The following is a 14,849-nucleotide window of genomic DNA, read 5'->3' on the forward strand; positions in this document are numbered from 1 at the left end:
ACGGTATCATGGAGGCGAACCGAAACGTACACCAAACGCAGCAGCGGAGGCTTTCATGCCCACCATCGATCTCAACATCATACAGGAACGCGAACTGGGGCGCCTGCTCGACTACGAGCGCGCCACATGCACGGTCGACGGCGACCTCGTGTACCGGTGCGCCTTCCCCTACCGGCCCGACGACGACCTGCAGCGCGAGCTCGTGGAACGCGGCGCGCTCATGCAGAAGATCGACGATCGGCGCGGCACCGTGGTCACCATCACGTCGGACGGCTACTCCTACTTTCCCATGCTCCGCCAGGAGGAGGAAGAGCGCAAGCGCCGCGAGCGGCGCGAGGTGCGCCTCGTGGGCACCGCCGCCCTGTTCGCCGTCATCAGCATGCTCATCGGCTTTCTGCTGGGACACTTCTTCGCCTAGCGTGACCGAGCACCGAAGCCGTGGACCTTTCCGCCCACGCACGCTTTTGTCAAGCATATACGGTCCAAGCAGTGCGTTCTGCTTGACAAAAGCGTGCGTGGGAAACGGACGCGCCGCCTTCGCATCCCGCATCGGCCGCGAAGCGCGCCCTCGCCGCGCCCATTTTCGCGCGAGCCGACGATTGCGGTTGGCTTTCCCGCCTTTTTTGGTATCATGATCGCTGCACGCTTCGAAGCGTGCGCTCAATGCGTGCGGGCGTGGCGGAATTGGCAGACGCGCCAGATTTAGGTTCTGGTGGGGAAACTCGTGAAGGTTCAAGTCCTTTCGCCCGCACCAGCTGGGGGGAGGGTGCCATCGGCATCCTCCCCCCAGCTGTTCCAGCGGCCGCCGCGCGGCCGACGTCGAGAAAGGAACGAGGGACCGCATCATGGGAATCAAGAAGGTCGCACAGGCATGGAATTCCGTCAGCCTGGTGAAGCGCATCGTCATCGGGCTGGTGATCGGCGGCGTGCTGGGCGTGGCGGCGCCCAACATCGAGGTCATCGCGCTTCTGGGCACGCTGTTCGTGTCGGCGCTGAAAGGCGTCGCTCCTATACTCGTGTTCTTCCTGGTCATCAGCGCGCTGGCCAACGCGAAGGCCGCCGGATCCATGAAGACCGTCGTGCTCCTCTACGTGGTCAGCACGTTCGTCGCGGCGCTCGTGGCCGTGGTGGCCAGCTTCCTGTTCCCCATCGAGCTCACACTGACCGCCCCGGCGGCCGACCAGAGCTCGCCGTCGGGCATCGGGGAAGTGCTGGGCTCGCTCGTGATGAACGTGGTGTCGAACCCGGTGGACGCGCTCATGAACGCGAACTACATCGGCATCCTGGCTTGGGCCGTGGTGCTGGGCATCGCGCTGCGCGCCGCGTCGCAAAGCACGAAGGACGTGTTCACCAGCGTGTCCGACGCCGTGTCGCAGGTGGTGCGCTGGGTGATCGCGTTGGCGCCGTTCGGCATCCTGGGCCTCGTGTACTCCACGGTGAGCGAGAACGGCCTGGAGATCTTCACCGAGTACGGACAGCTGCTGCTCGTGCTCGTGGGATGCATGCTGTTCATCGCGTTCGTCACGAACCCGCTGCTCGTGTTCTGGGGCATCCGCAAGAACCCCTACCCGCTCGTGCTGCGCTGCCTGAAGGACAGCGGCATCACGGCGTTCTTCACGCGCAGCTCGGCGGCGAACATCCCGGTCAACATGGAGCTGTGCCGCAAGCTGGGCCTCGACAAGGACAACTACTCGGTGTCCATCCCGCTGGGCGCCACCATCAACATGGCGGGCGCCGCGGTGACCATCTCGGTCATGGCCATGGCGGCCGCGCACACGATGGGTGTGGTCATCGACCTGCCCACCGCCGTCATCCTGAGCGCGCTGTCCGCCGTGTCCGCCTGCGGCGCGTCGGGCGTGGCGGGCGGGTCGCTGTTGCTCATCCCGCTGGCGTGCTCTCTGTTCGGCATCGGCAACGACGTGGCCATGCAGGTGGTGGCCATCGGCTTCATCATCGGCGTGATCCAGGACTCGTGCGAGACGGCGCTCAACTCGTCGTCCGACGTGCTGTTCACCGCCACGTCCGAGTACCGCCAGTGGCGCAAGGCCGGCAAGGAGATCACGTTCGGCAAGGACGCGTTCAGCGAAGACGAGCTGGCGTAAACACGCCCCCTGCGAACGAAGCGGCCCCAAGGGCCGCTTCGTTCTTCTCCGGCGCGGCGAGGCTCCGGGCGTCCGGGCTCCGCCGCGAAGCAGGGCGGCCTACTGGTCCACCACCGCCACCGTGTAGGCGTTGTCGCCCACGGTGAAGGGCTTCAGCAGGTTCTCCACCAGCGTGTGCGCCTGCGTCTTGGCCTGCTCCAGCATGTTGGCCTGGTTCACCTTGCCCTCGGCGTCCTGCTGGGCCACTTTGAGCGCCTCGGCCGTGTCCTGCTTGTTCTCCCAGTTGAACAGCGCGAACGACGAATCGTAGAACTCGATGGAGTTCGGGTCGATCTCGATGCCCAACAGCTGGGGCGCCGGCAGGCTCACCGTGATGGCGTTGCCGCTCACCTCGACGCGCGCCTGCGCCAGATCGACCCCCGCGCGCACCTCGGCGTCGTAGACCATGGTGAACGCCTTCTTCGTGATGAAGTCGATATCGCCGTTCTCGTAGCGCACGAGGCCGCGGTAGTCGAGCTTGGCCGTGGCCAGCTCGCTGCAATCGGACAGCTGCTCCTGTATGGACGTGGACGACAGCGACACGCTCGGCTCGAGCGTGCGCTGCACGGCGAGCGTTCCGAACACGCCGGCCGCGACGAGCGCGACGGCGACGACAACCATGAGTATTTTCTTCATGCCTCTCCTACCCTGTCAACGTTTCAACAGCCGACAGCATACCACGGGGCCGATCCGAGCATCGGCTCCGATCGGCCCCGTAAGGCATCGTTCAACTACCGGTTGAGCGGCGGGCAGGGCCGCGCGCTACTCCCCCAGGCGGGCGATGAAGTCCTTGCCGCGCTTCTCGATCTCCACGTCGTCGATGTCGGCAACGTAGGAGCGCAGCTGCGTGTAGCCCAAGTCGCGCAGCTTGAACGAGCGGAACCTGCCGCGCACGCGCTTGCCGAGCTCCGAGAGAGCCACGCCCTCCGCTCCCGACTCGCGCACGATGCGGCGGATGAACTGCTCCGGAGTCTCGCCAGCGCGCTCCTCCGACCGCTGTTCGGGCGCCGGCGCAAGCTCGGGCGAAGGCGTCGTCTGGGCCGCAGGAGCCTCGACCGGCTGCGCGGGCTTGCGCGCGGGCTTCTTGGCGCGCGCCGCGGGCTTGCGCTTCGCGGGCGCGGGCTCGTCCCCGGCGGCGGGCTCGTCGGGCTGAGGGGCGGGCTCGGACGCGGGCGCGTCCTCGTCCTGCGGCCTCGCCGAGCGCGACGACGGCTTGCGCCTCGACTTGCGGGCGCGCTGCTGAGGCTGCGCCGCGGGCGCGTCCTCGGCCTCCGCGGCGGGCGCGGGCGCTTCGAGCGCTTCGGGCTCCTCGACCGGCGCGACGGCCTCGGTCGGCTGCTCCACGGCTTCGGGCTCCTGCTGCGCGGAGGCCTGCTCCTTGCGGCGGCGCGGGGATCGGCGCGCCGCGGGCTTCGATTCGCCGGCGTCCTTGGCGTCTCGCGGCTCCTTGGCGCCGGGCTCCTGCGACTCCACGCTCGGCTCGGTTTCCGCCGGCGCGTCCTTGGCGTCCTTGCCCTCGGTCAGCACCACGGCCACCGAGCTGCCGTCCTTGATGATCTGCACGCTGGCGAACTCGTCGAGCAGCTTCGACAGCAGGTTCGTGCCGTAGCTGCGCACGTCGAAGTCGGGGAAGCGCTTGAGCAGGCGGCTGCCCACCTCGCCGAGGCCCGTCGACTTGCCGTTGTTCTGGTTGTCCGTGATGATGTTCACCACGGCCTGCTCGATCTCGTCCTTGCTCATGGTGGTGGCGCCGGCGTTCTGCCCGCCCGACGAGACGCTCTGGTCGTGGCGGCTCTTGCCGCGGCCGCCCGCGCCCTTGCCGCCCGTGTCTCCCAGCAACAGCTCGAGCGTGGTGAAGATGTCGCACGCCTTGCGGAACGGCGTGGGCGTCTTCTTCTCGCCCATGCCGATGACCGTGAGGCCGCTCTCGCGGATACGGCTGGCCAGGCGCGTGAAATCGCTGTCGCTCGACACGATGCAGAACCCCTCCACCGAGCGCGTGTACAGGATGTCCATCGCGTCGATGATCATGGCCGAGTCGGTGGCGTTCTTGCCCTGCGTGTAGCCGAACTGCTGGATGGGCGTGATGGAGTTCTCCAGCAGGGCGTCCTTCCATTTGGCGTGAAGCGTGAGCGTCCAGTCGCCGTAGATGCGCTTGTAGGTGACGGTGCCGTACTTCGACAGCTCGTCGGTGATGGGCTTTATATACTTCGCCGACACGTTGTCGGCATCGATCAAGAGTGCGAACCGCTTTTCAGACGATTGCTTGGTATCCACGTGGTGCTCCTCATTCCGATTGCGGGCGAGCCGTATGCCCTGCCCCTCGGGCGCCGCGTCCGCGCCGCCTCGGTTGACGGGTCGTTTTCGACGTCTCGACTGATTCTATACTACTTGAAAGTGAGCGTTGAGCGGGCAATTGCAAAAAGCCTGATACATTTTGTTCATATTCCTCTTGCGCTCGCGGTAGAAAATCCGTATACTTCCACCTTGCGCCTTGGTGGGTGTAGTTCAGTCGGCTAGAACGCCAGATTGTGGCTCTGGAGGTCGTGGGTTCGAGTCCCATCATCCACCCCAGCGCGAGTTTGAAAAAAGTGCTTGCAATTGCTGGAAACGTGCTTTAAAATAATCCAGCGCTTTGCGCACTTGGAACTTTGACATAGGCGTTACTTTTCGGACTGTTAGCTTAGTTGGTAGAGCAGGGGACTCTTAATCCCAAGGTCCGGGGTTCGAGTCCCCGACAGTCCACCATTTGAATTCGAGAGGTCAGACAATGCGTCTGGCCTTTTTTGTTGTCCTCGTTGCGCGCACGTTGCGAGCCCCCGAGAAAACCGTGCGCGAGCACCGCATTCTCGATTCTGGCAAGTCCGCGTCGATTTGGCTATCCTCGCATGCAGATGATCCCTGCTTGCACGAAGCCGACCAGGCCCGATGCTTTCGAGCACGGTGCACCCTGTTTTCCATCGCGCGAAAACCCCCGCATATCGGCGCGAACTTGCCAGAATCGAGAACGTCGGGCACCGGAACTGCGCCGCGCGACGCGACACGTCCTCCCTTCTCCCCTGATTTGTGGGCACCTTGTGTATGATGGCGGTTGCATCTGCAACAAAAACGCTCCTTCGCCCGTGTTGGTAGCGGAAAGGAGATGGGATATGGAAACAGGTTGCGAGGCTCTGGGAGCGGGAATGCCCCTGAGCGATCGCCCGCTTGCTGCAGCAACCGGGCGAAGACCGCGCGTCGACGGAGAGTGCGATGGCGCGCATCCCCTCGACGCCGTGGCGCTCGAGGGGGCCATGGAGCGCTGGGGCGACACTGTGCTGCGCTTGGCGACGAGCCGCATGGGCAGCGTCGCCGACGCCGAGGACGTGTTCCAAACCGTGTTCATGCGGCTGCTGCAATCGAAGGACCGGTTCGTCGACGACGAGCATCTGAAGGCGTGGCTGTTGCGCGTGACGGTCAACTGCTGCAACGATGCGCACCGCAGCCCTTGGAACAAGCGGCGCGCCGAGCTCGACGACGCCACGGTGTCCACGCTGCGCGCGTCGGAGCTCGACGAGCCGGGGCAGGAGCCGCCCGACGACGCCTTCGGCAGCCGCGACCTCGAGCGCGGCGACCTGACCGCGGCCCTCGCCCGCCTCACGCCCCAGCAGCGCACCGTGGTGCACCTGTTCTACTTCGAAGGCTACGCGACCGACGAGATAGCCCGCATCACCGGCGAGCGCCCCGGCACCGTCCGATCCCACCTCCACCGCGCGCGCAAGGCCCTCAAGATCGATTTAGGAGCGCACTCATGAACGAACGTGATTTCCGCCAAGCATACGAGGCGATGCAGCACGACGTGACCGCATCGTCCGATCTCAAGCAGCGAACGTTGGCCGCCGCGAAACGCGAGGCCCATCGCGGCGCCCCCGCCCCGCAAGCGACCGTGCCCGCGTCCGAAAAGCGCCCGCATCGTCGCACCGGATCGCGCGGCGCGCAGGTCGGCGGCATCGCCGTCGCGCGTCGCTGGGGACTTCCCGCCGCGGCCTGCCTCGTGGCAGTCGCCATCGTCGCCGGCGGCGTGCCTGTCGTCATGGGCGCGATGGACGCGGGCGGCCACTCGGCCATCTCCATGAACGACGCCCAGCAGGCCAGCGGGTTCTCGGTGCGCGCTTACGCGGCCGACGGCTCTTCGATGCTGGAACTCGGCAGCGACGGCACCGTGGTGTTCGGGAGGCGCGCGCCGACGACCGGCCTCAGCGACCAGTACGACGTCGAAGGCGCGTTCACCGGCTGCACGTTCCGCGTGGAAGGCGACGGCATCGCCCGGGTGCAGATGAACGTCTCGAAGGGCGTGCTGTACCGCTCCGCCATCGAGCAGTTCCGCCGCGGCGACGAGCCGGAGAAATGGCAGGAGCTGATCAGCACGAAGCCGACGAACCGCGGCATGGGCGAATACTACGGGGCGTACGACGAAGCGTACCCGCTCATGATCGCGAACGACGGAGCGAAGGACAACCCCGACGCCATCGTGGGCGCCGAGCTGAACAAGCTGCTGGGCTCCACCATCGACGTATCCGCGCAGGATGACCCCGGCATCGCCACCGGCGAGACGAGCTTCGGCCTGTGGACGAACGAGGGCAACCCGTCCGCAGACGCCGCGTTCGACCCCTACGCCGGCGTGATCGACCAGTTCGACGGCCAAACGCTCACCGTCACGGTGACGTTCGAAGACGGGCACAGCTCCACCCAGGTCATCGAGCTGCACGCCGCCGACTTCCGCGTCGAATACACCAGCAGCACCGAAACCGAGCTCATCCCCGAGATCGTCGACCCCGCGCAGCTGGGCGAGGGCGAGCACTCCCTCCGCTCGCTGTACGGCACCGTGATCGAGGCGAACAAGGAAGCCTTCCCGCTGCCGCTCGACAACGCGAACGACCGCGCCGACGAGGTGCTGCCGGCCTACACGCTCGACCGCCAGGACGAGACCCGTCCCACCGACACGACGCTCGGCGAAGATGCGTTGCTCGGCGAGGGCACCACGATCGAGACGACCTACCGCAGCGAGGTCGCCGGGGAAGCATCCTTCGTCCCCCTCTCCTTCGGCTATCCGACCGTGGAGCGCCTCAGCGCACCGCCCGACGGCAAGACGCTCGGCGACTTCAACGACGTCATCTACGGCTGGTTCGGCGACACCGCGTACGTGAACAAATGCTCGAACGAGGTGTGGGGCTACGGCTTCAACGACGACGGCACCCTGACGAGCGACGACTTCACCTACGTCACCGCGACGTTCGACGTGACGAACACGGGCGACGAAGCCATCGAGGTATGGCCCTCCGTTATCGGCGAATTCGCCATCATCAACGGCGACGGCGTCGTGGCCACGGCGAACACGGGCTACAACCTCGACTTCTCCGCCAGCGACAACGCGCTGCCGTGCGACGAGCCGCAGCACGTCGGCATCGCGGCAGGCGACACCGTGCAGATCACCATCCTGCGCGTGCTGTCGAACCGCCTGGCCGACGACGACAGCCTCCTGTTCGTCCCGGCGAGCATCGCCGACGACGGCACGAGAGCCGTCACCCAAGCGTTCTCCGTCAGCGGGCAGCTCTAGCCGTTCCGCCACGCAAGGGCCCGCAGGTCGAACCTGCGGGCCCTTCCTCATGCCCCCTACCCGCGCGCGAGCTTGCGGGCGCCGAAGTACGTCACGGCGAAGTACACGCCGTACACCGCGAGGAACGCTCCGGCGCAGGCGAGCGCCATCGAGGTGATGTCGAGGTGCCCGAACACGGCCACGACGTCGGTGACCACCACGAGCGCGCACGCGGAGTGCGCCACCGCCAGCAGCAGCGGGAACAGGAAGTACACGAGCACCTGGGCGAACAGCGCCCCGTCGATCATGCGCTCGGGAGCGCCCAGCTTGCGCAGCAGACCGTAGCGCTGCGCGTTGTCGGACGCGTCGGACAGCTGCTGGATGGCCAGGATGGCCGCGCATGCGATAACCAGCACGAAACCGAGGTAAATGGCCAGGTACGCCACGATGGTCGAGAGGCTGATGCTCTGGTCGAAGACATCGGCACGCGTCATGGACAGCGTCACCGGCCAGGTGTCGGGGTTGTCGGTATCCGACACGGCATCCATCATCTCGCCGAACGCAGCCTCGTCCTCGTCGCTTCCGCACTGCACGTTGAGGATGGATTGGAGGATCATCGAGCCGTCCGACACGGCCTCGTCGGGCACCACGAGCGTGCCCGTGTTCATGGGAAACGGCGTGGTCTGCAGGCAATCGTCCCGGAATTGGGCCACGCGCAGGTCGTGCCCGCCCACGGACAGCTCGGTGCCGCGTTCCACCACGTCGCGGTAGAATCCGCTCGTGATGTCGGAGTCGCTGAAAACGGCGCACTCCCCCGCGCCCAATTCGAGCCCCGGCCGTCCCGCCAGCTCGAGCGTCGCGTTCACCTGCGACAGCTTCGCCACGTACACGGGGTACGCGCCGTAGCCGCTGTTGATGGACGCACCCGCGTAGTCGGCCAGCACAAGGCCGCTCGCGCGCTCCACGTCGTCCAGCACGAGGTCATCGGCAGGGTCGACCAAAAGATCGACCTGCGCCGTGGCGAGCGCGACCGCATCGAAGTCGCCCGCGCCCACCGTCGTCACGCTCGCGCGCAGCCCGGCCGCCATGTCGTAGCCTTGCCGTTCGGCGAAGGCCCCGAAATCGCCCAGCTCGGCAGGCTGATAGCCCGCCTCGGCGTTGTACGAGCCGAACGAGGTGGACACGCTGGCGCTGTAGTCGGTGCTCCGGTCCAGCGAGCCGTCGATGGCGTTGCGGATGCCGATGCCGCCGCACACGCTGGTGATGGCCAAAAACAGCACGAGGCACACCACCGACAGCGACGCGAACGTGGTGTTCACCTTGGCGTTCAGCTGCCGCAACGTGAACATGTTGAGCCCTCGCAAGTACAGCGGGCGGACGAGCTGCACGAGCTTCAGCAGAAAGCCCGACAGCGCGTAGAAGAACAGCACCGTGCCCAGGCACACGAGCAGCGTGGCCGCCGCGAATTCGGGCGAGGGCTCCATCAGGCCGTTGTCGATGAGCAGCTTGTAGGACACGCCGATAAGCACGAGCGAGGCCGCGAACAGCGCGAGCGACAGCGGCAGGCTCGTCAGCTTCATCTCCTCGTTCTTGCGCTGCGCATGCAAGAGGTCGATGAGCTTCGCCCGCGCCACCGTGCGCGCGTTCAGCAGCGCGGCGACCAGGAAGATGGCCGCGAACACGATGACGGTCTTCACGAGCGCGTCGGCCGAGAACACGAACGCGAACCCGCCGACCTCGGCCACGTCGGCCTGGAACAGCGCGCTCGTGAGCTGCAGCAGCAGCTGCGACAGTCCGATGCCCACGACAAGGCCCACCGCAAGCGACGCGGCGCCCACGATGAGCGACTCGAGCGCCACGATCTTCACCACGTCGCCCGTGCTCATGCCCAAAGTGAGGTACACCCCGAACTCGCGCTTGCGCCGCTTGACGAGGAAGCTGTTCGCGTACACCACGAGAAACACGAGCACGAACGCGATGAACACCGACACGCCGCCGATGACCATGCCCAGCAGCTCGAACATCTTGTCCTGCGTCTCGGAGAACGCGAGCACGCCCTGCTGGGCCGTCATGGAGTTGAACGCGTAGAACACGGCCACCCCCAGCACGACCGTGAGGAAGTAGATGCCGAAGTCAGCGAGGGATTTGCGCACGTTGCCGAGCGCGAGCCTAGCGAGCATGGCGCGTCACCTCGTTCGAGGCGGCCTCGTCCTCGCCCGCTCCGCCCATGCTGGACACCACGTCCACGATCTTTCGGTAGAACGCCGCGCGTTCGGAGCCGTTGCGGCGCAGCTCGCCGAACAGGCCGCCGTCTTTGATGAAGATGATGCGGTTGCAGTAGCTGGCCGAGAACGAGTCGTGCGTGACCATGAGGATGGTGGACCCGCGCTCGTTGAGGTACGCGAGCGATTCGAGCAGCTGGCGCGCCGACCGCGAGTCGAGAGCGCCTGTGGGCTCGTCGGCCAGCACGAGGCGCGGGCGGGTCACCGTGGCGCGCGCCGCAGCCACGCGCTGCTTCTGGCCGCCGGACATCTGATAGGGGTACTTCTGCAGCACGTCCTCGATGCCGAGCGCACGGGCCGCCTCCTGCACGCGCGGATCGATCTCGCGCGCGGGAACGTTCTGAATGGTCAGCGCCAACGCGATGTTCTCGTACGCCGTGAGCGTGTCGAGCAGGTTCGAATCCTGGAAGATGAACCCCAGATCCTCGCGGCGGAACTTCGCCAGCTCCTTGCCTGCGAGCGATCCCACGTCGCGTCCGCCGACGTGGATGCTGCCGCTCGAGGGCGCGTCGATGGTGGCCAGGCAGTTGAGCAGCGTCGATTTGCCCGACCCGCTCGGACCCATGATGCCGGTGAACTCGCCGCGCGTCACCGCGAAGCTCACGCGGTCGAGCGCCTGCGTCACGCTCGCGTCATGCTTGCGTCCCTCGGTGCCGTAGCGCTTGCCGAGGGCGCGCACCTCCACCACCGTCGATCCGCTCCCATCATTCGTTTCCATGATCCGCTCCTTCTTCTTCCGGGTTGCTCCTCCCCCAAGCATACGGAACCTTCCTTACGCTGCCTTGCAGTGCGCCTTGCATCAACCTTGCAGCACCTTGCGGCTGCCTTACGTTGCGCTGAACCGGTGCGTCGGGCCGCCCGTCTGTGGCATACTGGCAAGCACGAGAGAGAAAGGGGTTCGACGATGACGGGCGCATTCGGCATGGTGGAGGCGCATCTGCGCGACAAGCGCATCCTGCTGGTAGACGACGAGCACGAGCTGGCCGATATGGTGGCCGCTATCCTGCATGGCGCGGGATTCGCCTCCGTCGATATCATGAGCTCCAGCATCGACGCGCTTTCGTCCATCACGGAGCGCAGCAGCGTGCCCGAGCTGGCCTACCAGCTGTTCGTCCTCGACGTGATGATGCCGGGCATGGACGGCTTCGACCTGCTGAGTCGCATCCGCCAGCTGCCCGCGCACGCCTCCACGCCCGCGCTGTTCCTCACGGCCAAAGACGAGCCCTTCGATCGCGTCTCGGGGCTCACGCTGGGCGCCGACGACTACATCGCGAAGCCGTTTCTGCCCCAAGAGCTGGTGCTGCGCATCGCCGCTGTGCTGCGACGCTGCTACGCCGCCGAGAGCCCCGTGCTCGAGCTTGCCGCGAGCCGCGTGAACTTCGCCACGGCCGAAGTGGAGCGCGCCGACGGGAGCACGGTGCTGCTCACCGCCAAGGAGCACGAGATACTCAGCGTGCTCGCGCGCAACGCCGGACGCATCGTCACCATCGACGCGCTGTGCGAGGCGTGCTGGGGAACCTCGTTCGGCTACGAGAACTCGCTCATGGCGCACATTCGCCGCCTACGGGAGAAGATCGAGGCCAACCCGTCAGCACCGGCATCGCTCGTCACGGCGCGCGGCCTCGGCTACAAACTGACGGAGCGGGGCTAGCGCATGGGACGGCCTCCCCGCGCCTCGGGCCGCGCGCGCCGCAGCGCCCCGTCGGTGGGCTTCGCGCGCTTCTTCACCAAGCAGCTGCTGCTGTTCTTGGCGCTGGCGCTGCTCGTGGTGGTGGTCGACTTCTTCCTGTACGCCGTCATCGCCTACCAGGAATCGAACTCGAACTTCAACGACGGCACGCCCGCGTCCACGATGCGCGCCGTCGACCAGGCGCTCGAGCGGCAAGACGACGGCGCATGGACGCTCGGCGAGGCCGGGATCGAAGCGCTCGAGCAGCAGGGCGCATGGGCCCTCGTCATCGGGGAGGACGGTGCGGTGACGTGGTTCCAAGGCAAGCCCGACGACGTGCCCGACCGGTTCGACATCAACGACGTGGCGATGGCGGCCCACTACGCGGTCGTCGCCGACTATCCGACGTTTTTCTGGGATCGCGACGACGGCCTCTTGCTCCTCGGCTTCCCGAAGCACGAGTTCTGGACGATGACGCTGACCTATCCCGCGTCCACCGTGCGCAACTTCCCGCTGTACGTGCTGCTGATATTCGCGGTCGACCTAGGGATCCTCTATTCCATCTACGCGGTGTCGCGCCGCCGCACGCAGAACGCCGTGGCTCCCATCGCCGACGCACTCGACGCGCTGTCGGACGGGCGGGCGGCCGAGCTGCACCTCAAGGGCGACCTGCGCGGCATCGGCGACCAGATCACCGAGACGAGCGCCATCATCGAGCAGAAGGACGCCGCCCGCGCAAGCTGGATCCGCGGCATCTCGCACGACATCCGCACGCCGCTGTCGATGATCCTCGGCTACGCCGACGCGCTCGCACAGGACGCAGGCACCGACGAGGAGGCGCGCGAGCGCGCTCGGGTCATCCGCACGCAGGGGCTCAAGATCAAGGATCTCGTCTGCGACCTCAACACCGCCTCGCAGCTCGACTACGACATGCAGCCGCTGCGCCTCGAACGCGTGCATGCGGCACGCCTGCTGCGCACCGTGGTGGCCGCCCATGCGAACAGCGGCTTGGACGAGCGCCATCCCGTCGAGCTCGACATCGACGAAGGCGCGCTCAACGCCGTGGTGCTCGGCGATGAGCGGCTGCTGACGCGCGCGGTGGAGAACGCGCTCGCGAACGCGCGCCTGCACAACGAGCAAGGATGCGCGATACGCGTGACGTTGACGGCGCACGACGATGCGCGCTGCACGATCAGCGTGAGCGACGACGGCGCAGGGCTCGCGCCCGTCGAGCTCGCCGAGCTCGAAGCGCGCCTCGCACGCTCGCGCACCGCGAAGAGCGCTGCCGGCTCGTTCGACAAGGATCACGGCCTGGGGCTCGTGCTCATCGACCGCATCGCCCGCGCGCACGGCGGCTCGCTCGCGCTCGACGGCGAAGAGGGCGCGGGCTTCACCGTGGCCGTCACGCTGCCACTGGCCTAGGGTGAGACAGAGGGACGGGGTAATCGTCTCATTCTGCAGTAAACAAGAGTTGACCGAAATCCTTTCGGCGGAATGAGACGATTACCCCGTCCCTCTGTCTCACCCCGACGCGCCGACGCGCGGTTTTACGCCCCGCTCACGCCGATGCCGATGAGGCCGGGGCCGGTGTGCACGACGAGCACGGGGCTGATCTGCCCCTCGTACCAGGCGTCGACGTTGCGCACGCTCCCCTCCAGCTCGCGTTTCACCTCGGCGGCCTCCTCGGCCGCGTCGCCGTTCACCACGGCCATCGCGCAGCGCGGGAAGCGCGCCGCCGCCTCCTCGGCGCACCGGATGGCCTTCTTGAGCGATTGGCGGCGGCCCTTCGCCTTCGCCACCGTGTAGTACACGCCCTTCTCGTTGCAGCTGATCACCGGCCGCATGTCGAGCAGGCTGCCCACGGCGTACGTCACGTTGCCGATGCGGCCGCCCTTGTGCAGGTACTCGAGCGTGTCGACGCAGAAGAAGACCTTGGTGCTTTCCACGATGCGGTCGCTGTCGCGTCGCAGCTCGTCGAGCGTGGAGCCGGCGGCCAGCCTGCGCGCCACCGCGAGCGCCACGAGGCCCGCTCCCATGCCGATGTTCTTCGTGTCCACGATGTGGCAGTTCAGTTCGGGCATGCCCACGACGAGCGAGCGCATGAGCTCGCATGTGGCCGACAGCCCGCTCGAGATGGTGACGATGACGGCCTGCTCGTAACCGTCGTCCACCACGCGCTGCAGCACCTCGCGCGCGATGGCCGGCGTGGGCGTCGACGTGGTGGGAACCTCCTCGCTGAACCGGTCGTACACCTGCTGGGGCGTGATGGTCACCTTGTCGAGGAAGCTCTCGCCTTCGTAGTTCACCTGCAGCGGCACCACGTACATGCCGTAGCGCTCGATGTCGGCGGGCGGCACGTCCGTGCACGAGTCGATGACGAGGGCGATGCGGTTGGAGTCCATACGGCCTGCTTTCGTTCGGTCGGGGTCTCCCCCATGCTATCTAGTTTCAATAACTAGATTATTGGTTGCAGCACACCATGTCAAGGAGTTCGGAAGATTGACTCCAAACGCCCTTCTTGCTATCCTCGTGTTTCGGCTCCCCGTTCCTTACGCGAAAGGCTCCTCCATGAACGACGCTTCCGTCAGCGCATCCTCGTACGCCGAGGGTCTCGTGGCGCTCCATCTGCCCCGCTACGAGGAGATCCCTTCGATCGACCTGTACATGGACCAGCTCATCGGCTACCTCGAGGAGACGCTCGGCCCCCTGTACCAGTCGGACGAGAAGATCATCACGCGCTCGATGGTGAACAACTACGTGAAGCAGGGCGTGCTGGCATCGGCGGCGGGCAAGAAATACACGCGCTCCCATATCGCCTACCTCGTCGTCATCTGCACGCTCAAGCAGACGTTCTCAATCGCCGAGATCGATCGCCTCATCCGCATGCAAATCTCCAGCTTCGACACGCACGTGGCCTACGACTACTACTGCGACGCGTTCGAAGCGGCGCTGCGTGCGCTGTTCGCCCCCGTGCCCGCCAGCCCGAAGGGCCTGATGAGCGGTGCGAACGAAGGAGACTTCGAACGCGATCTCGTGCTGGCCTCCACCGCGGCGGTCGCCTACACGCTCTACATCAAGGCGAGCATCGCGGTGTCCCGAACGTAGCGACGTTACGTCTTCCGCTCATTTCGTGCGCACCTTCGGGCATATACGACGAGCTCGGTTACAATAGAAGGGTCGATCCC

The 14,849-nt window shown here is 66.3% G+C and carries 12 protein-coding genes and 3 tRNA genes; 10 read left to right on the forward strand and 5 right to left on the reverse strand.

The features are described from left to right. Nucleotides 1-55: 55 nt before the first annotated feature. The 3 genes from C1A15_RS12160 (at nucleotide 56) to sstT (ending at nucleotide 2,102) form a co-directional block, all read left to right on the forward strand. Nucleotides 56-418: a hypothetical protein gene (locus tag C1A15_RS12160; protein ID WP_101722820.1), complete on the forward strand. Its 363-nt coding sequence runs from the start codon at nucleotides 56-58 to the stop codon at nucleotides 416-418. Nucleotides 419-669: 251 nt separating this feature from the next. Next, a tRNA-Leu gene (locus C1A15_RS12165) sits at nucleotides 670-754 on the forward strand. 91 nt (nucleotides 755-845) lie between these two features. After that, the gene (gene sstT, locus C1A15_RS12170) at nucleotides 846-2,102 is read left to right on the forward strand and encodes a serine/threonine transporter SstT (protein WP_101722821.1); all 1,257 of its coding nucleotides are present in this window, start codon (nucleotides 846-848) and stop codon (nucleotides 2,100-2,102) included. Between the two features lie 99 nt (nucleotides 2,103-2,201). Here sstT and C1A15_RS12175 read toward each other — a convergent pair whose 3' ends face one another. Together C1A15_RS12175 and C1A15_RS12180 are read right to left on the reverse strand one after the other, a co-directional pair. Continuing rightward, a complete protein-coding gene (locus C1A15_RS12175; protein WP_101722822.1) occupies nucleotides 2,202-2,777 on the reverse strand; it encodes a DUF4230 domain-containing protein in 576 nt (191 codons plus the stop codon). A 126-nt stretch (nucleotides 2,778-2,903) separates the two neighbouring features. After that, the gene (locus tag C1A15_RS12180) at nucleotides 2,904-4,418 is read right to left on the reverse strand and encodes an NYN domain-containing protein (protein ID WP_101722823.1); all 1,515 of its coding nucleotides are present in this window, start codon (nucleotides 4,416-4,418) and stop codon (nucleotides 2,904-2,906) included. A 220-nt stretch (nucleotides 4,419-4,638) separates the two neighbouring features. Between C1A15_RS12180 and C1A15_RS12185 the strand changes: the two genes are divergently transcribed. The 4 genes from C1A15_RS12185 to C1A15_RS12200 all read left to right on the forward strand — a co-directional run bounded on the left by C1A15_RS12185 (nucleotide 4,639) and on the right by C1A15_RS12200 (nucleotide 7,734). Next, nucleotides 4,639-4,715, forward strand: a tRNA-His gene (locus C1A15_RS12185). A 98-nt stretch (nucleotides 4,716-4,813) separates the two neighbouring features. Beyond that, nucleotides 4,814-4,889 (forward strand) — tRNA-Lys (locus tag C1A15_RS12190). Between the two features lie 401 nt (nucleotides 4,890-5,290). Continuing rightward, nucleotides 5,291-5,932, forward strand: a complete 642-nt coding sequence (locus C1A15_RS12195; RefSeq protein WP_101722824.1) for an RNA polymerase sigma factor — start codon at nucleotides 5,291-5,293, stop codon at nucleotides 5,930-5,932. Then, nucleotides 5,929-7,734, forward strand: coding sequence for a hypothetical protein (locus C1A15_RS12200; protein WP_101722825.1), 1,806 nt, complete (start codon nucleotides 5,929-5,931; stop codon nucleotides 7,732-7,734). Before C1A15_RS12195 ends, C1A15_RS12200 begins: the two co-directional genes overlap by 4 nt. Before the next feature lie 56 nt (nucleotides 7,735-7,790). On the opposite strand, the gene C1A15_RS12205 is transcribed toward C1A15_RS12200, so the two are convergent. Further along, nucleotides 7,791-9,893, reverse strand: a complete 2,103-nt coding sequence (locus C1A15_RS12205; RefSeq protein WP_101722826.1) for an ABC transporter permease — start codon at nucleotides 9,891-9,893, stop codon at nucleotides 7,791-7,793. Further along, nucleotides 9,883-10,713 (reverse strand): ABC transporter ATP-binding protein, encoded by an 831-nt coding sequence (locus C1A15_RS12210; protein ID WP_101722827.1) that lies wholly within the window; start codon nucleotides 10,711-10,713, stop codon nucleotides 9,883-9,885. Before C1A15_RS12210 ends, C1A15_RS12205 begins: the two co-directional genes overlap by 11 nt. A gap of 186 nt (nucleotides 10,714-10,899) precedes the next feature. Between C1A15_RS12210 and C1A15_RS12215 the strand changes: the two genes are divergently transcribed. Next, on the forward strand, nucleotides 10,900-11,646 hold the full coding sequence (locus C1A15_RS12215; protein ID WP_101722828.1) for a response regulator transcription factor: 747 nt from the start codon (nucleotides 10,900-10,902) through the stop codon (nucleotides 11,644-11,646). 3 nt (nucleotides 11,647-11,649) lie between these two features. Further along, on the forward strand, nucleotides 11,650-13,086 hold the full coding sequence (locus tag C1A15_RS12220; RefSeq protein WP_101722829.1) for a sensor histidine kinase: 1,437 nt from the start codon (nucleotides 11,650-11,652) through the stop codon (nucleotides 13,084-13,086). A gap of 125 nt (nucleotides 13,087-13,211) precedes the next feature. Here C1A15_RS12220 and C1A15_RS12225 read toward each other — a convergent pair whose 3' ends face one another. After that, a complete protein-coding gene (locus tag C1A15_RS12225; protein WP_101722830.1) occupies nucleotides 13,212-14,066 on the reverse strand; it encodes a DegV family protein in 855 nt (284 codons plus the stop codon). Between the two features lie 166 nt (nucleotides 14,067-14,232). On the opposite strand from C1A15_RS12225, the gene C1A15_RS12230 reads away from it, so the two are divergent. Continuing rightward, nucleotides 14,233-14,769: a DUF1836 domain-containing protein gene (locus C1A15_RS12230; protein WP_101722831.1), complete on the forward strand. Its 537-nt coding sequence runs from the start codon at nucleotides 14,233-14,235 to the stop codon at nucleotides 14,767-14,769. Nucleotides 14,770-14,849: the final 80 nt, after the last annotated feature.

It is taken from the genome of Eggerthella timonensis (genome assembly GCF_900184265.1).
GTDB lineage: Bacteria > Actinomycetota > Coriobacteriia > Coriobacteriales > Eggerthellaceae > Eggerthella > Eggerthella timonensis.

What these genes read in the sequence shown, in the direction of transcription:
- C1A15_RS12160 (WP_101722820.1), top strand. Translation starts at nt 56, where the DNA reads ATGCCCACCATCGATCTCAACATCATACAGGAACGCGAACTGGGGCGC.
- sstT (WP_101722821.1), top strand. Translation starts at nt 846, where the DNA reads ATGGGAATCAAGAAGGTCGCACAGGCATGGAATTCCGTCAGCCTGGTG.
- C1A15_RS12175 (WP_101722822.1), bottom strand. Translation starts at nt 2,777, where the DNA reads ATGAAGAAAATACTCATGGTTGTCGTCGCCGTCGCGCTCGTCGCGGCC.
- C1A15_RS12195 (WP_101722824.1), top strand. Translation starts at nt 5,291, where the DNA reads ATGGAAACAGGTTGCGAGGCTCTGGGAGCGGGAATGCCCCTGAGCGAT.
- C1A15_RS12200 (WP_101722825.1), top strand. Translation starts at nt 5,929, where the DNA reads ATGAACGAACGTGATTTCCGCCAAGCATACGAGGCGATGCAGCACGAC.
- C1A15_RS12205 (WP_101722826.1), bottom strand. Translation starts at nt 9,893, where the DNA reads ATGCTCGCTAGGCTCGCGCTCGGCAACGTGCGCAAATCCCTCGCTGAC.
- C1A15_RS12210 (WP_101722827.1), bottom strand. Translation starts at nt 10,713, where the DNA reads ATGGAAACGAATGATGGGAGCGGATCGACGGTGGTGGAGGTGCGCGCC.
- C1A15_RS12215 (WP_101722828.1), top strand. Translation starts at nt 10,900, where the DNA reads ATGACGGGCGCATTCGGCATGGTGGAGGCGCATCTGCGCGACAAGCGC.
- C1A15_RS12220 (WP_101722829.1), top strand. Translation starts at nt 11,650, where the DNA reads ATGGGACGGCCTCCCCGCGCCTCGGGCCGCGCGCGCCGCAGCGCCCCG.
- C1A15_RS12225 (WP_101722830.1), bottom strand. Translation starts at nt 14,066, where the DNA reads ATGGACTCCAACCGCATCGCCCTCGTCATCGACTCGTGCACGGACGTG.
- C1A15_RS12230 (WP_101722831.1), top strand. Translation starts at nt 14,233, where the DNA reads ATGAACGACGCTTCCGTCAGCGCATCCTCGTACGCCGAGGGTCTCGTG.